A 17335-nucleotide genomic window follows, 5' to 3' on the forward strand; every position below is an offset into this window, starting at 1 on the left:
GTAAATCTTTAGACGACTAGACGACGTAGCATAATACGAGTCATAACGGCATATATGGCAGCTTCGCTCATTTCAGGGAGACGCTCATAATCCTTACTGAGACGGCGGTACTGGTTAAACCAAGCAAATGTTCTTTCTACTACCCAACGTTTAGGCAAAACCTTAAATTCTTGATCAGTACGCCGTATAACTTCAACATGAGCTTGAATCATCAGCCAAACTGAAAGCGCAAATTTATCACCGTCATAACCGGAATCAACCCAGATAACTTCAACTTTATCTAGTAATTCTGGATGCTCCTCTAACAGTTCCATCAAAGCGTAAGCGGCAAGTACTCTTTCTGGGGCGTTTGCTTCACTAACAATTACTTTCAACAAAAGCCCCTGGCTATCAACCAAAGTCTGCCGCTTTCTCCCTTTTACCTTTTTGCCTCCATCAAAGCCGCACACATCCCCCTTTTTTCCGTCGTTTTTACCGACTGGCTATCAGCAGCGATCGCGCTTGGTTGTGTTGATCTACCTAATTTTTCACGAACTTGGTCACGCAGTGTGTGGTTTAATTCTTCCCAGATGCCTCTGCGCTGCCATTTCCGATAGTAACTGTATACCGTTGAGCTTGGCGGAAAGTCTCCTGGGAGCATATCCCATTGACACCCCGTTTTCAAGTAATAGTAGATTGCATTGCATACTGCTCGCATATCAGTTGTGCGGGGATGTCCGCCTAACTTAGCTGGTGGAATTAGAGGAGCAAGGATTTCCCACTCCATATCATTTAAGTCCGTCGGATAAGACTTTCGTGTCATGAGCAAGTATGTAAATACACTACATAGAAGGTATCCTATCGTTGTAAGAACTCTTTTGTATTCCCCTTTAGATTTACTTTATAAATAGCCTCTTACCTGTTATGCAACTCATCTGATGGATCTTGAAGATGGTCGTTGTATTGCTTACTTCTTTAATACTAACAAGCGCGAATGTTGCATACTTTTGGGTCAGCCGATTTTAGAGAGCAATCAGCTTTCAGATCCAGGGTTAGCGCATCTCAAACCCTATTGACAGGTGGATTCTAGCTCCCGTGTTGAGTTTGGGAGAGCCGCTGCCAAGACAGAAACCATATACTGATCATTCATCGCGGCTCGCCGTGATTTTTGGCGAAGACTGCGACGAAAAGATGTTTCTCGTTCTAAGGCATTGAGAGCAATCCGACGTAGCAAAGCAAAATTCTGCGGGCTGTGCAGAGAACGAATCCGACTTTCATCCTCACCAAAAGTGACATCCAATGTCCAATGAACAGAATTTTCAATCCCCCAATGCTCTCGGATTGCGCTACCAATCTTGTTAGCATCACTGAGGAGACTAGTAATGTAAAATTGCACCTCGTGGGTAGTTTTATTCCAATGCTGAATCGAACGTACTACCATTACCACTGTCGTCAGTCCTGGCCATAAATCTAGTTCATGAAGTCCAGGAAGTTGTGACACTGGCACAGTGTAAACTAAGCGATTCTCAATGCGGTGATGTCCTTTTTCTAGCCGTTGATTAATACTCACATCAATACCTTTAAAGTCCAGTTCCTTAGCTTTTTCAAACCAATTCTTTACTTGTTGATGCAGCGTAGGATGATTATCTTTCAGGCTCAAAATGTAATTAGAAGAAGCCGCTATAATTTTCTCAGCAATCGATTTCTGCGTACCCATCGCATCAATAGTAATGATACAGCCAGAGATCAGGGCAAACGCATCTAAATTACTGTTAATCGCAACAAAGCTTAAGAACCAACAAAAAAACTTTTTCTTTCGCATCTGATTATTTTTAAAGTCCCAAGCGTAGATTCAACTTGTTCACACATGGGTATTCTCACTCAAAAAGTACGAGTCAGAATAGCTTTTCTAAAATCCGTACTTTTAAGTATGACTCCCGTAAAATTAGCATCAGTTAAATCAGCGCTGCGAAAGCTTGTACCACCAAAGGTTGCAAAAGCAACAGCAATGTTGCGAATAATGGCGTATTTTTCATCTCCTTTCATTGCCCTCTTAGCAATGTAAATACTAAGTATAGCTACGGTAAAAGCGATGGCGAAGGTGACGACGAAGGACAAACCTGCCGCTGCGAGGAAGATGATGGATTCGGCTCCACTTCTAGCTAAGATGAAAACCAAGGCAATGGCGAAAACTAAGCCTCCAGCAACGGCTCCAGCGACGGCGAAGACCAAGGCAATGGCGAAGGTTAAGGCTTTGGCTAAGTCCAGTCCTAATGCGACAGTGACGACGAGTCCAACAGCAACGGTAATGGCGAAGGGCAAGGCGACGGCGGAGGAAAAGGCGAAGACTAAGGCGATGACGAGAGCGATGACAACCACTAAGGTAATGGCTAATGCGACGGCGACGGCAAAGGAAAAGGCCCCGGCTAAATCCAAGGCTAAAGCAAAGGCAACAACGAGAGCGACGGTGAAAACGAAGGCTAAGGCGAGGGTGACGACTCCGATGAGGGCAACGACTAAGGCAGTCCAGCCTGAAACCTTAGTCTCTAAAGTTGAGCTATTAAATACAGAAACTATCAAGCCTCCAGTGATGGCTAAGAAAAATCCTGAAATTCCAGAGAGCAACCACGAAACACAAACTAGAAAACTAGCCCAACCCTTTTGCAGTCCAGCTTTTGCATTGCTAAAATTAGTTTCCCTTAAAATAGCACCCGTAAAATCTGCTCCTCGAATATCCGCACCACTAAAGTTAGCCCCAGCCAAGTTCTTACCTCGAAAAGAACGACCTCTGAGATTTTGACCGGAAAAGTCTTGGGGCATGGCTGGGCTGTTAAAAGTAAGGATTTATACAAAATATATCTAGGATATGCGCTTTTCCGGGATTTAGGGCAATATTTCTCCAGAAGCGAGTAAATAATGGGCTGTACCAGAATTTCGATTGCTACTGGCTACTGTTAGATGATTCACCATTGGGTGCAATTCTGAATCTAGCTTCTACCGTGCAGTATAAAACTGCCCCAGACGAAACCTAGAGCAGTTTTTGATAGAAGTAAATTGTATAGGAGACAATTAATGTTGTCCCCAGTTTATCCATAGTAGATACCGTTATATAATATTATTCACCTCAAGTTTCGTGCTTTACGCAAAAAACGAATAATCTTGAAGTTGGCATTATAAAGGTTAGAAGTCAGCACAAGCCAGCGTATTGTAGGCGGCATCCGCTTCTCTACTGTCTACCTGTGATTTTCCTCGATTGGGCTAGGACTTACAGATAGGGAGCGATCGCACCAAGCTCACTGCCTTCATGCGATCGCAACTGGGATATTTTTATTGTGGAATGCGTTCAGCTCCAAACTTTCGCTGATGCCAGTAAGGATAGATTGGCGCGATCGCGCTAACCTGATTGAGCCGATTTACTTCTTCTAATGTTAACTCCCACTGAGCAGCCCCAAGGTTGTCTCGAAGTTGTTGTTCATTCCGCGCTCCGATAATAACGGATGTAATACCAGACTGACGTAATAGCCAGTTGAGTGCGACTTGAGCAACACTGACACCACGGTTATTAGCCACTTCGTGCAGAACTTCCACAATGTCGTATCCCTTTTCCAGGTCACTGACAGTGCCAATATCACCGATTTTTGCTCGTCGCGTCCCCTCCGGTTGGGACTGACCACGACGATACTTACCTGAGAGGAAACCAAAAGCGAGCGGACTCCACACCAAGATACCCACACCTTGATCTAAACCTAGAGGAATTAGTTCAAATTCCAACTCTCGCGCCACAAGTGAGTAATAAACCTGTTGTGACACATAGCGCTCCAAGTTCAAACGCTCTGATACAGACAGCGCCTTCATTAAATGCCAAGCTGAATAATTAGAGCAGCCAATGTAGCGAACTTTGCCACTACGTACAAGTGAATCTAAGGCGCGAAGCGTTTCTTCTAGTGGAGTTAGAGCATCGAAACCATGAACTTGATAGAGGTCGATGTAATCTGTGTTTAATCGACGTAGGCTCTCCTCACAGGCTCGAATCAGATGATAACGTGACAATCCAGTATCATTTGCTCCTTTTCCCATACGACCATAAGCCTTGGTTGCAATAATTATGTCACTTCGACGCTTTCCGAGAGCTTTACCAAGAATCTCCTCAGAAAGTCCATTCGAGTAAACATCTGCTGTGTCAAAGATGTTGACACCTGCATCAAGGCAAATATCAATCAGATGTTGCGCCTCATCTACCTGAGTCGTCCCAATTTCTTGGAAGAAGTCGCTACCACCGAATGTCATTGTACCGAAACTGAGAACCGAAATCTTAAGACCGGACTTTCCTAAAAATCGCGTTTCCATCGCTGTTACTCCTTGAAGCCGTGCCTATTTGAAGTCAAGTGAACATTTTCTCACAATGGATAGTTTCTGTGGAACAGCTTATGATATCTTCTCAAGAATCTGATTACTCATCTGAATTTGGTTTTTTCCGATATTACGTTTGAGTAAGAAAATACCTGCATCATGCGCTTGCTGACCACCAGCACTAAAGCAAGCATCCTCGATAATTACTGGTTCAATACCGCGCTCAAAAGAGTCAATTGCTGTCTGGAAAATACAGCTATCAGTTTCAACTCCACAAAGATATATTTTGCTGATTTGATTAATCAAAATAAAACTCGAAAAACTTTCCGTAAATGCAGAGTAATAAGGTTTCTCAAAAATATTATGTATATATGGCTGAAGTTCATCAATAATGCTCGTTTCTGGTTCATGTATCAAGCTTGACCAATGAATTAACTTCACATAATTACTGTCAGCAGTATTGATAAATTTTGTGAATTCAACGAGTTTACCAGCCTCTAAAAAGCGCTCAATTAGTTTAATGACAGTAGGAATAATATGTCTGCATTTTTCAGGCATAAAACCATTTTGCATATCTACTACAAGAAGTATTTCGCTCATTTGTGCCAGAATTTATTTAGATTAAGAGTTAATACATTAAATAAAACAATATTATAAAAGACGGCATCCGCAATTTTGAGTTTCTTCCTTGGTGGCCCACAGAACGTGATTGCTGGTGATGGGGTAGTGAGTAAGGAAATCTGGGGATGGAGAAAGTAGCGATTGCTAGACGGAGCGTAGTCATCGCCTCCCATCGATTCTTTCTCTTATTGCCGAAAGCCCTGCTGATGTGGGCAATTGGAGCGATGAGTAACGTGTTGTTTATTCAAGCTAATCAGGATAACATACCTCGATTAAGAACAGGAAAGTTAAAATGAGAATTTTTGTTCCGGGTCGTCTTTGTTTGTTTGGAGAACACACAGACTGGGCAGGAGAATATCGCAGTGTTAATCCTCTTCTCGAAAAGGGCTACACCTTAATTGTTGGTACTAATCAAGGAATTTATGCCAATGTCTTGCCTAATTCTGAATTAATTATTCGTGCTTCTCTCAATGATGGCAGGAGTTATAAACCACTCAAATTACCTATGGAATCTAATACTCTTAAGTCCATAGCCAAAGAAGGCGGTTTTTTTAGTTATGCTGCTGGTACAGCTTATCAATTTCTGACTCACTATGGTGTCGGCGGACTTGAGGTTGATAATTATCTAACCGACTTACCCATCCAAAAGGGATTATCTTCGAGTGCTGCCTTTTGCGTTCTGATTGCGAGGGCTTTTAATCGTCTGTATGACTTGAAAATGACAATTCGTTCAGAAATGGAGTTTGCCTATCTGGGAGAAAGAACTACTCCTAGCCTTTGTGGTCGTATGGATCAGGCTTGTGCTTATGGAAATCGCCCAATATTGATGATATTTGATGGTGAAAAAATCGACCTACTCGAATTGAAAGTGAGTGAGGATTTGTTTTTTGTGATTGTGGATCTCGGCGGGAGTAAAAACACACAAGAAATACTAAGACGATTGAATCAGTGTTATCCTTTCGCTACTAATTCAATAGAGCAAAATGTCCAAAAATATTTTGGTTCTATTAGCTCTGAAATTACCCAGGCAGCAGTTGAAGCAATACAACTCGGAGATGCTCAACTTCTTGGAGCTTTAATGACAAAAGCACAAGCAGAATTTGATCTGCACGTAGTTCCAGCTTGTCCTGAGCAATTAACTGCAAAAAAGCTGCATCAGCTTCTCCATCACCAACCTCTTGAGCCTTATATCTTCGGAGGCAAAGGTGTGGGTTCTCAGGGCGATGGCACTGCACAACTGATAGTTAAAAATCAAGAGAGTCAAAGAAAAACTATCGAAATTATTAAGCGTGATTTTCCTCAAATGCAAGCGTTACAGTTAACTATCTCAAGCTAACAACTCCCATGATTAAGCAAGTGATGCTCAGGGACGAAAGTTGAGTTTCTTTAATTATTATGAAACTGGGCTTAGTCATCTTCATCCATTAAGCGACAACGGCTTTGGGTCTTGCAAGCAAGTCGAAAAGAACGCTCTCGTACAATAGTCGCTAAATCTGGTCGTCCTGTTAGAAAAAGTCGCCAATCAGCCCAAATTCCATATAGGAAGTCGGCAATAGCACCGATAACTGGTAAGGAAGTTGCAGCATAGACCCAACCCATCCCCAGAATTTCGTAAATGCGATGGAAAACTTCAACATTTTTAACTAGCGTTCCGTCTGGCAACACAGCATGAATACGCCCCATTGCAGTTTCATAATCAACACCGCCATCTGCTTGGGGATTGTAGTCATCAGCTGCAATATCTACAAACACCACCAGCCCTCGACCCGCGTCCCGCTTTTTCAAAAAGTTAACCTCACGCAGACACAAGGGACATTGGCCGTCATACAGCAGTTTGATTTTCCACGACGGCAGAGTGGATAAAGGCTGGTCTAGAGAGTTGTTACAACCGTAGGATTGGATTTGTGGTGAGGACATTTTGGGATCTTAACTAAGTTTATTTCCTTGTATCAAGCGTAACGCCTCTGGAATTATAGGGTTTGGCCTAAGCGACGCGTAGCTTGCCGCCTTCGGCATCGCTACTAGCGTGAAGGGCGTAATTCCAAAACCAATAAGTTCTCAAGACAGGATATGGCAATGTTAGGGGAAATGTGACTGTTGAATTGCAGATGTTGTATAAAGCGATCGCAGTTTTGATTTTTGACGCTAAACACTCAAAGTAGAAAATAGTAATCGTTACAGAAGCAAGAGGTGCGTAAACATTTGCGTAGCCCCTTAAAGTAAAGATTACGCTCCTGCTTCCTTAGACACTAGCTTTGCTCGTAATATTTGTTATATAAAATACAATTGCTTACTTATTTGAGATTTTAGGGAATTTTACTGAGATTTCAATTAGCTTTCTTGAAGCGAGGGAATAGTTTCGTAAATTTACGATGTTTTTCTCTGAAGATAACTGTCATTTTAGAGGAACAGATTTCGGGAAAGAGAGTTGATATATGAATTTACCTACGCAAGACCATTTAAATAACAGCTTATTAAACCAGATCCGTTATCAGGTTGAAATATTAGAAATTCATAATCCCAAATTAGCCAGACTATTATGTAAGCTAATTCCATCTCACTGTCCTTTTGAAAGAACTATATCAATTTTAGGGCGGACACTTTTTCACATTCCCCCATTATGTAAAATCAATCCTCTCTATGAACAAATAATTGGTCTTCGTTATAAGTGTTTGTTGTATTTAGTAGATGAATGTGGCGAAGACGCGACAAAGTATTGTTGAATGGTGATTTTATTTAGTAAAAAGAGAGAGGAGCTTGGTTGAAAATCTAGATAATGCTTTACTCTTGCGCCTCAGTAAGCTTTTGTTGATATTCTTTGTACTCTCTGTCTTTATGCTGCCAGTATTTTTCAACTGTTTATTTGGCAGCGATTGCACTATTGTATTCATCTCCACCTTGGCTTAACAATCGCTGTTTGGTTTGCTTCCGTAAGTCAGAAACAACTTTACCATTAACTTTACGCGTCTTTGACCAATCTAGAATCGTTTTAGGATAGTTACTAGTGTCAATGTATTTACCCTGTTCAATTTCTGGTAAACTGTAGCCCAGTAGTTCCGGTATCCAGTGGGAAATAAAGTCTCCTTGAGGGTCTTTTTCGGCAATATTCTTTGACGGGTTATAGATGCGGAAAGTATCGCTAAGTGGATTAGTTACACCAGCTTGCATCTGCCATTGCCAATTATTAATTGCTAAATCTCCATCTACTAAATAGTTCATGTAGTGTTTAGCTCCCTGATGCCATGAAATCCCACAATTGATAGTTAGGAATGTCGCGCACATTGCCCGCATCCGAAAATTCATCCAACCCATTGTTTTGAGTTGTCGCATACTGGCATCAACCAATGGAAAGCCTGTCATTCCTTGTTGCCACGCCTGAAATAATTCTTGTTTTGCTCCTGATAACGCTGATGGGGTATATAGTTGATCAAATTCTGGATAACGGTTAGTGTAAGCAATTTCTGGATGGAAATAGAGCCGCCCAGTAAAACTATCATGCCAACGCAAACGGTCTCGAAATGTTTTGAGGGAAAATTCTGCTTTGGGTTGAGCTTTTAATTCTTCTGCTGAGGCTTTAGTACTTTGGTAAATAGTGCGAGTTGAAATATTCCCAAAAGTTAAGTGTGGTGATAAATGAGATGTTGCCCCAAGCTGTGAGAGCATTGGGCGAGAAAGTTTCCAATGGTAGCCAGAGTATCTTTTTCTGAGAAAAGAGTCTAGTTTAGCTTGTGCTTGTGTTTCGCCCCCTGGAAAATAAACTTTCTCTACTGCCCAAAAACGATGGTATTTTTGTTTAAGTTCTTTAAATGTCAGCTGTGGTAGATTGAGTGTGATTAGAGGTGTATTAATAGTTGCTGGTGTTTTATGCTGGGATTGTCTTTGATAGGTATAGTATTCGTTAAACCACTCATCACGTTGCTCTGCTAATTGCAGAAAGTTGTTTAGTCCAATGTGGTAATCAAGGTTTAACTGCTTGTAGAAATCAACTATAGTTTTATCCCTGCTGATACCATATTCTACCTGCACATCACGGTTAAAGAAAAGTTTGGGGCTATATCCTGCAATGATTAACTGCTTAGTCAACTCTTGCACGATGTCTGTAGAATTACCTTCAAATAAGTACAACCGACTACCTAACTTTTGCAGATTTGAGTCGAGATTTTCCAAAGACTCAAACAAGAAGCGGACTCTCTTGTTTCCGACATCAGCCCAGGTATAAAACCAAGGGTCAATAATGAAGAATGGCAGAACCCTTGCATCATTACCAGATGAAGAGGTGACAATTTCGTTATCAGTTAAACGCAAATCTCGACGAAACCATAGAAGATGCATAAAGGTGCATAGTTTAATTTACTATCACTATAATACATTTGTACCAATGAGTGATTTTGCTGTCGAAGTTGAGTATCTATAGCCAGATGTAATCTATCCTCACTGCGCTGACTTTAGACAGTGCAGCGAACCGAACAAGTAAGTTCTAGTTTTAACGACTTGTAAGCAGTCTGAAAAGTAGGTAATTATAAAGTCAGATATCAATATTAATTCTTTCCACTAACTCTTGAACTCTTCAGATTCAACAATCAACTTTTTGTAATAGTAGATTTGTCAAATTTAGATAGATATGGAACTGATCAGAAAAATAGAAAAGCCCATTTTGGAAAAGGCATCTTCGACAAATTTATCCCAACAGTTAGAACTAGAAGTTGAAAATATTAAGACTCCAAAAACAGCATTATAAGCCAAGGTATGTGTGCGTTAGAATTGAATTAGTGGCAACTTGACTGATTTGAAGCTAGATTAAAGGCTTAATGAATCAGCGTAATGGTGAAGTTGCTCTACCTAAACAAGAGGTTGTTTCTGTTGAGCAGCAAGTCCTACCAGATTATTTAGCAATACGCGAAAACGTCCTTTCTAAGTTGAAAACAGGTAAGCAATCAGCAGCCAAGGCAATTGACGCTTTTATTGAGTCACTGGGTGCTGTCAAGGAGCAACAACAGCCAGCAACAATGGAATTAGATGTAGCGAGTTAGAATTTTTGTGCTGGCGACTATTAACCAGTCAACTTAATCACGCCTTGGCTGACTAAATGTTCAAGCTGAGAATGATGCTGTGTTTGCTCTCGTAGCAACTTGAGTTGCTTGTAAGTGAGAATGTGTAATCCGGGACGGACAACATAACCTTGAATGGTAATGCTTTGTGGTTGCTGGCTATCGGTGCGGTTGTAGGAAATTGAAGGCATATTTACAATTATGTAAGTTAGAATTGATTAGTAGAAGAAAGTTTAATTCTTCATTCTCTTACAGCTTCACACAATTTCCTCTTAAAAGGTGATTATAGAATTTGCAGAGTAAAATTACATAAGATAATGAACAAGGCTACCATTGTTGCAGCATTTCTACTGCTAATCTCTGGAATGCCAGGTTAAAAGTTATTCAAGAGGTTAGTTATGACAAAAGAATATATGGAGTCTTTAGAGGCAATTGTTGATCAATTAACATTAGCCGCAGTTCTAGAAATGTTAGAACGGATCAGTCATAAAAAAGCAGAAAATCTCAGAAATCATTGGAAAGATGAGGCTTCTGCAAAGCTTTGGGATAAAGCTGCTAGACAGATAGAACAGATAAATATTGATATTTAATTAAAATTTTGGTTTGATTGCAAAGCTTTGCAGAAGCCTTACAGCCCTTCTCTAGAATTGAGGCGCTGTTCGCATTCGGGCATCAAGAAGGCAGGCGTTGGCGCAGCCATCGCTGTATTAAATAGAAGTTTCTCTGCACTAATCTATACTCTGATTAATGTGTCATTCAAATTTCTATGAGTTGCGAACATTTAGACAATATGACTACGGAAACTCTGATTTCTAAAGCAAACTACCCAGTATTTCGTTGTGAAGAGTGTATCCTAATAAACAGTCACTGGGTGCATCTCCGTATTTGTCAAAGTTGTGGCAAGATGTTGTGCTGTGATTCTTCTGCTCATCAACATGCCCGACGGCATTACGAGAAAACTGGACATTCAGTAATTAGCTCGGCTGAGTTAGGAGAACAGTGGTTATGGTGTTTTTTGGATGAGCAGGCAAAAAACTACTAAAGTGAGGCAAACGCGCTTCATTGCCCTTTGAGCGTGATTGCTATCTTCCCAACCTCTCAGCCAATCGCCCTTCTAAGGAGAAAGCTTTGACTTTTTGCCCAAAACCAGTATCATCTGAAATTTTATGCGAAGAATTATTATTGGAGTTATGGGGAGAGGAGAAAATGCGACAGCAAATGATTTACAAGATGCTTATATATTAGGTCAATTTATTGCCAAACAAGGATGGGTTTTACTCACTGGTGGTAGAAATGTAGGGGTAATGGATGCAGTAAGTAAAGGTGCCAAATCTGCTGATGGTTTAACTATTGGTATTCTTCCAGGTGAAAATCAGGATGGTATGTCCTCTTGGGTGGATATTGCTATTTTCACAGACATGGGTAATTCTAGAAACAATATTAACGTTCTTAGCAGTGATCTGGTAATTGCTTGCGGAATGGGTGCAGGAACCGCTTCAGAAATTGCTCTAGCTTTGAAAGCAAATAAGCAAGTAATTTTGTTGAATAATGATGAAGAAAGTAAACTTTTCTTTAAAAAACTGTCGCCAGAAAATGTTTATATTGTGGAGAGTGTGGAGCAGGCAATCGCTACTGCCAAAATAATTTTATCTTAGTTAGGAATTAGTGTATCAGTAAAGTCTTCTCAAATTGGGAGGCTCTCGAATTGATTGGGTTTGAATTCCCATCTGTTGCCTTAACTTACCGAAATTTAAATTATATTCCGGATCAGACTGAAGCAAGTGAGTGTATGTATAAAAAAGAGAACTACATTCCCAGATGATTAACCAAATTACCGCATTAGAATCCTGTTGGCATATTTCTCCTGAGTGGGGTCAGACCATGCCTCCAGTAGCAGTAAGAATGTTAGAAAAAGTTTTGTTGCCAATCTCAGACTTGTCAGGCTACTGCTGTGGTGTTCAGTGGGAAAGACAGCAATGGATTTATGCAATTGTTTGCCAGAATGAAACTCTCTACTTAGCTGAACAAGAATTTCATCCAACAAATGTACTAGAAAAGTCCACTGTTTCTACCCCAGCTTTTAAATTGGGGGACATAGTTGAGGTTGATTTCGGTGAACAGCCGACATGCCGTATTATTCAAGGAATTTTTAGCCTCAAAGATAATTGGCTTTATGGGGTAGAGTGGCGCTCTCCAATTTTAGAAGAAGTGTCTGCCCAAAGCAGAACAATATGGCTTGCTGATGTTGATTTAGTCAATGTGGGTGTATGACTATTGTAAAAAAACCAATAGGTACAACAAGGGTAAACGTCGAGCTTTCACACGAAAACCATAGCCAAGAGCTAGCAGGGTTGTAAATTACTTTAAATGATGATGCCTTGGAGCTAAAAGTTGTGCAACCATCTCTGCACGAGACGAAACTTGAAGCTTACGAAACATTCGCTTTAAGGCTTGCTTTACAGAATTTTCAGTGATCCAAAGTTGATGACCAATTTCTGCGTTAGTTTTCCCTAAAGCAACCAATTCTGCAATCTGCAACTCACGAGACGTTAAGCGATCAGTTTTAAAAGGTTGGTGCTGCGACTTTCCTTGGTAAATTTCTTGTGAACCAACTGTTGTAGCCCAAACAGATAAGTGCAGGCAAATTGCGCTCAAATCGGTTAGATTTTGTGTATCAAAGGCAGGCATTGACTTTTCACGGGTGCAACCCACTATGCCAACTAATTGATTGCGATTAATGATTGGCCCCGCCATCACATGCCAATGATCGGGGCGGGGACAGATGATTTTCCAAGCCTTTGGTGATGTCACTAATGCTTCATGGACAGGTGCATGGCGCTCCACTAGATAACGTGCTATGGGATTGTGTTCAATGGATAATGCAATTCTCAGAATTTTTTGAAGATTGCTATCGGCTAAGGGCAGTTGCTCAAAGAAAAAAATTCTCCATCGTTTGGCGGCAAAATACTCACCAATTCCTGGCACGACTTGCAAGTGCAGATCATGCTCACTACGGGCTTGATTGATTGCTTCAAAAAGAAGCTTTAACGGACTTGTCATAAGTGAAGTTGACTCAAGTGTACCCGTTCGAGGTCTAGAAGCATTGCAGTACTAAGCTTATATTAGCTTTAATCTCAACAACACTTTGACATGAGTTTCAAGAAAGGAAATTGCTCATACGCCTTTGTATGAGGCAGTTGATCGCACATCCATAATCAGAATGAGCAAATTTAAGAGGTACAAATGCCACAAGAAGCAATTTTCAGTCCTTTCTTTGCAACAGTTTTTCTGACACTCATAGTCTGGGTGTATATGTACATCCGCCGTATCAGTTTCTTTACTGATAGAAAGATCCGTCCAGAGGATCTTGCTGTACCCGGCGCACTAGCGCAGATATCACCACCAAATGTATCCAATCCATCAGATAACTTCAAGAACCTATTCGAGATTCCGGTACTTTTCTATGCGCTCGTACTATATCTGTTCATCACGAAACAGGTAGATACAATATATGTGAACGCCGCGTGGGTCTTTGTTGTGTTTCGTCTATTGCATAGTACTGTCCATTGCACATTCAATCTGATCATGCTTCGGTTCTACCTCTACCTATTTGCCACGCTTGCGCTGTGGTTCATTGCCATCCGCGCAGCCCTTATCCACTTTGGTAGGTAGATACTCTTTTTCTTCTGGACTCATCCTTGAACATTACCATCTTTTTTCCCTAGCGGGAATATCCCTGACTTTCCTATCTGGGCAGTTACTAAATTTATTTCTTTTTACCCTTTACCAATCAGAGATGGTAATGCTAGATTTCTCTTATTTGCAATGCTTCAGGATGATTTATGAACAAAGGCGAATTAGTGGATGCTGTAGCAGCCAAAGCCAACGTCACAAAAAAGCAAGCTGATGAAGTCATTAGTGCTTTTTTGTCAATCGTTACCGAAGCTGTAGCCAATGGGGATAAGGTAACGCTCATTGGTTTTGGGTCATTCGAGCGACGCGATCGCTCAGAGCGCGAAGGGCGTAATCCGAAAACCAATGAGCCAATGACTATCCCAGCGACCAAAGTGCCTGCGTTTTCTGCTGGGAAACAGTTTCGGGAGAAAGTAGCACCTTAACCAATACAGATGTATTTACTTTACTAGTATTAATCCAATCACTGTTGATTGATTGCATTGTCTACATCAGCTAATGTTTCATACTGTTTACAAGGCAACCATTTCAAGGCTCGCAGGACTTTCTCATCAACACCTTTTTCCTCAGCATACTTAACCAAGTCTTTTTTGCTGAGTGGATAGTTAACTGCAATCAAGTTTTTCTCTAATTGTATTGGACTGATTTTAGTAATGAATATTTCATCAATTAAGTTGGCCACATCAGCCAGGGTTTCATATTGTTTTGAAGGCAACTTCTTCAAGATTCGCAGGATTTTCTCGTCAATACCTTTTTCTTCAGCATACTTAACCAAGTTTTTCTTGCTAAGGGGATAGTTAACTTGGTTCAAATTTTTTTGTAGCTGTACTGGATTCAGTTTAGCCATAATAAATCTCCTTATGGTCTGACGCTGTGGATTCACTGAAGAGAGTGAAAAAAATCAGTAAAAGTCAGCTTGCACAATTATGCTCATTGCGGTTGCCTAATATTACTTTCTTTTCGGCTTGGGATGGGAATAATTACAAAGGATGTGGGGCACCAAAAGAACTAGATTCAAGAAGTGGTGAAATCAAATCAATGCGTACCGCCAAGACTCACCGACGTAGGGGTGTCGCCTCAAACATTCTTGAACACATCATAAAAGAAGCCGAACGGTGTGCTTAGGAAGCTTATGATATCTTCTCAATCACCTCATCACTCATCTGAATTTGGTTTTTTCCTATATTACGTTTCAGCAAAAAAATACCCGCATCATGTGCTTGCTGACCACCTTCACTAAAGCAAGCATCCTCGATAATGACTGGTTCAATACCACGCTCAAAAGAGTCAATTGCTGTCTTCAAAATACAGCTATCAGTTTCAACTCCACAAAGATATATTTTTTTGATTTGATTAATCAAAATAAAACTCGAAAAGTTCTCTGTAAATGCAGAGTAATAATGTTTATCGAAAATACTATTTATATATGGCTGAAGTTCATCAATAATGCTCGTTTCTGGTTCATGTATCAACTTTGACCAATGAATGAGCTTGACATAATTACTGTTAGTAGTATTGACAAATCTGGTGAATTCAACGAGTTTACCAGCCGCTAGAAATCGTTCAATTAGTTTAATGACAGTAGGAATAATCTGTCTGCATTTCTCCGACATAAACCCATTTTGCATATCTACTACAAGAAGGATTTCCCTCATTGGTGCCATAATTTATTTAGATTAAGAGTTACGAAGTTAAATAAAACAATATTATAAAAGACGACATCCGCGACTTTGAGCGGATGCCCTGGCGGACAACAGGACATGGTTACTGGGATAGGTTGCGGAGTAAGGAAATCTGGGGATAGAGCAGCAATCGCTAGACGGAGCATAGTCATCGCCTAAGAGCAATCGATTTTCTCTCTTATTGCCGAAAGCCTTTCTGATGTGGGCTATTGGGGTAGCTAGCTATTTCCAATAGCAGGCGTGCCAAGACAATATTTCATACCAAGTTGCCCCTTGGGTTTAATAAAGAAAGGGCTTTTTCGTTATATTTGTCAAGTTGAGCAACAAATAAAACTTGACAGTTTGGAATTTTCACTAATACCTTCAAAGTTACCTTAAATTAATTAGCTGTGGCAGTGCAACAAAGGCGGTTCAGCCGCTTGGAAGGAGGCTTACGCACAGTTCAAGGAATTTACTGAACAATAGTAGACGACGTTGCAGCACTTCTAGAACTAACTCTTGGTACGCACTCAAGGTTTTTTCTCAAAAAGATACTAGTATCATTTTTAAAACCATGACTACGGTTATTACTGCCTTATTTCAGTGTTGATGAGCAATTAAAAAATTTAAATTATACAATTAACATCCGGAAAACAAAGATGAAGTTAGGAAAAATAGTGAAGAGATGATTGTAACTTTCTTTGATTGAGTTCATCTAAAAGGCTTTCACAATGGTTACTACTCCTGTATACTATTTGCAATTTCTGGACAATCCGAATATTGAAATTTCTCAAGATCAGTTGCGATCGCTTTTAGGAGAAATAGAAGTACAACTGCATCGTAGCGGAGTTTATCGACGTGCTTTAGCAATTGTGCAGAAGTTAATAGGTGAACAAACAGATCAGGCTCAAGATTTATTAAAAGCCGTAGGTAGAGAAGCGATCGGGTTAGCATTTCAACAATTTGCCCAACAATCTCAAAAAGTTGAAACAGTTACAGATACCAAGCAAGCCACAGAAACAGTCAATTCTTCATCAGAGATACAGCAGGAGCATTGCACTCTCCGAGAAGAACCATCTAAAAATACAGCAGAAAATTCGCTGTGGAAAAAATCACTACAATTGCTGAATCATCAGAGAATTTCTCAAGCAGAACTTGCAAAACTTGCTGAACTTGCAGCCCAAGAACGCATGGTGTGCTTACGTCAAATCGGGCAACAACTCCAAAAAAACCGTCAATCCAAAGGGCTTTCTTTGGATCACATCCAGCTTTCCACTCATATTCGAACGGAGCTGATAGAGGCATTAGAAAACGGCAACTGGAAAGAATTATCAGATGACATTTTTGTACGTGGATTTATACGACGTTATGGAGATGCTTTAGGACTTAATGGTATTGCTTTAGCTGCCTCTTTGCCATTCCTAGCAGCTATACCAGTAACTCAGCCCTTTTCGGATCAATCTAAAAAAGGAATGGGATTGGAAATTCGTCCGACGCATTTATATGTAGGTTATACAGCTCTTCTTGCTGGTGCAATGGGAGGATTAGCTCTGATGTCCCAGCAACAAGCAAATACCAATATATCAAATGAGCAAGATAACTCTTCTTCTGTTTTACAATCGTTAAAACAACAATCCCCTACTGTTAAACCAGGGATTAAATCTACTAACACTGGTGTGGCTGTCGGATCTGATATTTCCCCACCAGAAGTATTATATTAACGAACTGCACCTGCCTGATAACTGCTCTCGTGTGGACTACGCCGCCAATTTTAACCATTAGGGGCCCGTGCAAAAATAACTTGAACAAACCTTCAAGACCCAATGCGTAACAGTGTTGACCAGACAGATCCCGCCAATTCATGTTTGTTCAAGTTATTCCAGCGGGGATGCTTAAGCAGTATCTTCCTAGCGTAGTAAAACTTGCTAGAGGTATCTTGGAATCGTAGAAAACTCGTTTGAGATTGTCTTTTTAGCAAACACA

General features: G+C 40.6%; 22 protein-coding genes. 11 read left to right on the top strand and 11 right to left on the bottom strand.

Annotated features, from left to right (window positions below; all coding sequences use genetic code 11):
- Positions 1–8: 8 nt before the first annotated feature.
- From ACEYW6_RS29625 to ACEYW6_RS29645, 5 genes are all read right to left on the bottom strand, one after another.
- A protein-coding gene (locus ACEYW6_RS29625; protein ID WP_412982576.1) for an IS5 family transposase occupies positions 9–802 on the bottom strand; the annotation gives its coding sequence in 2 pieces (ribosomal slippage) (positions 9–463 and positions 463–802; 795 coding nt in all).
- Between the two features lie 246 nt (positions 803–1048).
- A complete protein-coding gene (locus ACEYW6_RS29630; protein ID WP_412982577.1) occupies positions 1049–1801 on the bottom strand; it encodes an ISAs1 family transposase in 753 nt (250 codons plus the stop codon).
- Between the two features lie 59 nt (positions 1802–1860).
- Positions 1861–2799 (bottom strand): pentapeptide repeat-containing protein, encoded by a 939-nt coding sequence (locus ACEYW6_RS29635; RefSeq protein ID WP_412982578.1) that lies wholly within the window; start codon positions 2797–2799, stop codon positions 1861–1863.
- A 507-nt stretch (positions 2800–3306) separates the two neighbouring features.
- Positions 3307–4326 (bottom strand): aldo/keto reductase, encoded by a 1020-nt coding sequence (locus ACEYW6_RS29640; protein WP_412982579.1) that lies wholly within the window; start codon positions 4324–4326, stop codon positions 3307–3309.
- A gap of 78 nt (positions 4327–4404) precedes the next feature.
- Entirely contained in the window at positions 4405–4929 is a 525-nt protein-coding gene (locus tag ACEYW6_RS29645; RefSeq protein WP_412982580.1) for an isochorismatase family cysteine hydrolase, read from the bottom strand.
- Positions 4930–5242: 313 nt separating this feature from the next.
- On the opposite strand from ACEYW6_RS29645, the gene ACEYW6_RS29650 reads away from it, so the two are divergent.
- On the top strand, positions 5243–6286 hold the full coding sequence (locus tag ACEYW6_RS29650; protein ID WP_412982581.1) for a mevalonate kinase: 1044 nt from the start codon (positions 5243–5245) through the stop codon (positions 6284–6286).
- A 71-nt stretch (positions 6287–6357) separates the two neighbouring features.
- Here the strand turns inward: ACEYW6_RS29650 and ACEYW6_RS29655 are convergent, their stop codons facing one another.
- The gene (locus ACEYW6_RS29655; RefSeq protein ID WP_412982582.1) at positions 6358–6867 is read right to left on the bottom strand and encodes a thiol-disulfide oxidoreductase DCC family protein; all 510 of its coding nucleotides are present in this window, start codon (positions 6865–6867) and stop codon (positions 6358–6360) included.
- 518 nt (positions 6868–7385) lie between these two features.
- Here ACEYW6_RS29655 and ACEYW6_RS29660 point away from each other — a divergent pair.
- Complete coding sequence (locus ACEYW6_RS29660; RefSeq protein WP_412982583.1) at positions 7386–7673, top strand: Mo-dependent nitrogenase C-terminal domain-containing protein; 288 nt, start codon at positions 7386–7388, stop codon at positions 7671–7673.
- A 136-nt stretch (positions 7674–7809) separates the two neighbouring features.
- On the opposite strand, the gene ACEYW6_RS29665 is transcribed toward ACEYW6_RS29660, so the two are convergent.
- A complete protein-coding gene (locus tag ACEYW6_RS29665; protein ID WP_412982584.1) occupies positions 7810–9282 on the bottom strand; it encodes an FAD-binding domain-containing protein in 1473 nt (490 codons plus the stop codon).
- 476 nt (positions 9283–9758) lie between these two features.
- Here ACEYW6_RS29665 and ACEYW6_RS29670 point away from each other — a divergent pair, with 476 nt between their 5' ends.
- On the top strand, positions 9759–9980 hold the full coding sequence (locus ACEYW6_RS29670) for a hypothetical protein (RefSeq protein ID WP_412982585.1): 222 nt from the start codon (positions 9759–9761) through the stop codon (positions 9978–9980).
- A 20-nt stretch (positions 9981–10000) separates the two neighbouring features.
- On the opposite strand, the gene ACEYW6_RS29675 is transcribed toward ACEYW6_RS29670, so the two are convergent.
- On the bottom strand, positions 10001–10189 hold the full coding sequence (locus ACEYW6_RS29675) for a hypothetical protein (protein WP_412982586.1): 189 nt from the start codon (positions 10187–10189) through the stop codon (positions 10001–10003).
- A gap of 207 nt (positions 10190–10396) precedes the next feature.
- On the opposite strand from ACEYW6_RS29675, the gene ACEYW6_RS29680 reads away from it, so the two are divergent.
- From ACEYW6_RS29680 to ACEYW6_RS29695, 4 genes are all read left to right on the top strand, one after another.
- Positions 10397–10588 carry a hypothetical protein gene (locus tag ACEYW6_RS29680; RefSeq protein ID WP_104899669.1) on the top strand — a complete coding sequence of 64 codons (192 nt, stop codon included), beginning with the start codon at positions 10397–10399 and terminating at the stop codon, positions 10586–10588.
- A gap of 200 nt (positions 10589–10788) precedes the next feature.
- Complete coding sequence (locus tag ACEYW6_RS29685) at positions 10789–11040, top strand: UBP-type zinc finger domain-containing protein (protein ID WP_412982587.1); 252 nt, start codon at positions 10789–10791, stop codon at positions 11038–11040.
- Between the two features lie 124 nt (positions 11041–11164).
- Positions 11165–11653: a TIGR00725 family protein gene (locus ACEYW6_RS29690; RefSeq protein WP_412982588.1), complete on the top strand. Its 489-nt coding sequence runs from the start codon at positions 11165–11167 to the stop codon at positions 11651–11653.
- Positions 11654–11816: 163 nt separating this feature from the next.
- Positions 11817–12269, top strand: coding sequence for a DUF1392 family protein (locus ACEYW6_RS29695; RefSeq protein WP_412982589.1), 453 nt, complete (start codon positions 11817–11819; stop codon positions 12267–12269).
- A gap of 87 nt (positions 12270–12356) precedes the next feature.
- Here ACEYW6_RS29695 and ACEYW6_RS29700 read toward each other — a convergent pair whose 3' ends face one another.
- Entirely contained in the window at positions 12357–13058 is a 702-nt protein-coding gene (locus ACEYW6_RS29700) for a LuxR C-terminal-related transcriptional regulator (protein WP_412982590.1), read from the bottom strand.
- Between the two features lie 183 nt (positions 13059–13241).
- Between ACEYW6_RS29700 and ACEYW6_RS29705 the strand changes: the two genes are divergently transcribed.
- Both ACEYW6_RS29705 and ACEYW6_RS29710 read left to right on the top strand, forming a co-directional pair.
- A complete protein-coding gene (locus ACEYW6_RS29705) occupies positions 13242–13670 on the top strand; it encodes an MAPEG family protein (protein WP_412982591.1) in 429 nt (142 codons plus the stop codon).
- 170 nt (positions 13671–13840) lie between these two features.
- Positions 13841–14116 (top strand): HU family DNA-binding protein, encoded by a 276-nt coding sequence (locus tag ACEYW6_RS29710; RefSeq protein WP_412982592.1) that lies wholly within the window; start codon positions 13841–13843, stop codon positions 14114–14116.
- Between the two features lie 38 nt (positions 14117–14154).
- On the opposite strand, the gene ACEYW6_RS29715 is transcribed toward ACEYW6_RS29710, so the two are convergent.
- The gene (locus ACEYW6_RS29715; RefSeq protein ID WP_412982593.1) at positions 14155–14538 is read right to left on the bottom strand and encodes a DUF2795 domain-containing protein; all 384 of its coding nucleotides are present in this window, start codon (positions 14536–14538) and stop codon (positions 14155–14157) included.
- Between the two features lie 44 nt (positions 14539–14582).
- On the opposite strand from ACEYW6_RS29715, the gene ACEYW6_RS29720 reads away from it, so the two are divergent.
- The gene (locus ACEYW6_RS29720) at positions 14583–14816 is read left to right on the top strand and encodes a GNAT family N-acetyltransferase (RefSeq protein WP_412982594.1); all 234 of its coding nucleotides are present in this window, start codon (positions 14583–14585) and stop codon (positions 14814–14816) included.
- Positions 14817–14821: 5 nt separating this feature from the next.
- On the opposite strand, the gene ACEYW6_RS29725 is transcribed toward ACEYW6_RS29720, so the two are convergent.
- Complete coding sequence (locus ACEYW6_RS29725) at positions 14822–15355, bottom strand: isochorismatase family cysteine hydrolase (RefSeq protein WP_412982595.1); 534 nt, start codon at positions 15353–15355, stop codon at positions 14822–14824.
- A 728-nt stretch (positions 15356–16083) separates the two neighbouring features.
- Here ACEYW6_RS29725 and ACEYW6_RS29730 point away from each other — a divergent pair.
- Positions 16084–17073: a helix-turn-helix domain-containing protein gene (locus ACEYW6_RS29730; protein ID WP_412982596.1), complete on the top strand. Its 990-nt coding sequence runs from the start codon at positions 16084–16086 to the stop codon at positions 17071–17073.
- Positions 17074–17335 lie beyond the last annotated feature (262 nt).

The organism is Nostoc sp. UIC 10607 (assembly GCF_047228265.1).
Classification (GTDB): Bacteria; Cyanobacteriota; Cyanobacteriia; order Cyanobacteriales; family Nostocaceae; genus Nostoc; species Nostoc foliaceum_A.

Coding starts and splice junctions, on each gene's coding strand:
- ACEYW6_RS29630 (WP_412982577.1), bottom strand. CDS start 1,801: ATGCGAAAGAAAAAGTTTTTTTGTTGGTTCTTAAGCTTTGTTGCGATT.
- ACEYW6_RS29635 (WP_412982578.1), bottom strand. CDS start 2,799: ATGCCCCAAGACTTTTCCGGTCAAAATCTCAGAGGTCGTTCTTTTCGA.
- ACEYW6_RS29640 (WP_412982579.1), bottom strand. CDS start 4,326: ATGGAAACGCGATTTTTAGGAAAGTCCGGTCTTAAGATTTCGGTTCTC.
- ACEYW6_RS29645 (WP_412982580.1), bottom strand. CDS start 4,929: ATGAGCGAAATACTTCTTGTAGTAGATATGCAAAATGGTTTTATGCCT.
- ACEYW6_RS29650 (WP_412982581.1), top strand. CDS start 5,243: ATGAGAATTTTTGTTCCGGGTCGTCTTTGTTTGTTTGGAGAACACACA.
- ACEYW6_RS29655 (WP_412982582.1), bottom strand. CDS start 6,867: ATGTCCTCACCACAAATCCAATCCTACGGTTGTAACAACTCTCTAGAC.
- ACEYW6_RS29660 (WP_412982583.1), top strand. CDS start 7,386: ATGAATTTACCTACGCAAGACCATTTAAATAACAGCTTATTAAACCAG.
- ACEYW6_RS29665 (WP_412982584.1), bottom strand. CDS start 9,282: ATGCATCTTCTATGGTTTCGTCGAGATTTGCGTTTAACTGATAACGAA.
- ACEYW6_RS29670 (WP_412982585.1), top strand. CDS start 9,759: ATGAATCAGCGTAATGGTGAAGTTGCTCTACCTAAACAAGAGGTTGTT.
- ACEYW6_RS29675 (WP_412982586.1), bottom strand. CDS start 10,189: ATGCCTTCAATTTCCTACAACCGCACCGATAGCCAGCAACCACAAAGC.
- ACEYW6_RS29680 (WP_104899669.1), top strand. CDS start 10,397: ATGACAAAAGAATATATGGAGTCTTTAGAGGCAATTGTTGATCAATTA.
- ACEYW6_RS29685 (WP_412982587.1), top strand. CDS start 10,789: ATGACTACGGAAACTCTGATTTCTAAAGCAAACTACCCAGTATTTCGT.
- ACEYW6_RS29690 (WP_412982588.1), top strand. CDS start 11,165: ATGCGAAGAATTATTATTGGAGTTATGGGGAGAGGAGAAAATGCGACA.
- ACEYW6_RS29695 (WP_412982589.1), top strand. CDS start 11,817: ATGATTAACCAAATTACCGCATTAGAATCCTGTTGGCATATTTCTCCT.
- ACEYW6_RS29700 (WP_412982590.1), bottom strand. CDS start 13,058: ATGACAAGTCCGTTAAAGCTTCTTTTTGAAGCAATCAATCAAGCCCGT.
- ACEYW6_RS29705 (WP_412982591.1), top strand. CDS start 13,242: ATGCCACAAGAAGCAATTTTCAGTCCTTTCTTTGCAACAGTTTTTCTG.
- ACEYW6_RS29710 (WP_412982592.1), top strand. CDS start 13,841: ATGAACAAAGGCGAATTAGTGGATGCTGTAGCAGCCAAAGCCAACGTC.
- ACEYW6_RS29715 (WP_412982593.1), bottom strand. CDS start 14,538: ATGGCTAAACTGAATCCAGTACAGCTACAAAAAAATTTGAACCAAGTT.
- ACEYW6_RS29725 (WP_412982595.1), bottom strand. CDS start 15,355: ATGGCACCAATGAGGGAAATCCTTCTTGTAGTAGATATGCAAAATGGG.
- ACEYW6_RS29730 (WP_412982596.1), top strand. CDS start 16,084: ATGGTTACTACTCCTGTATACTATTTGCAATTTCTGGACAATCCGAAT.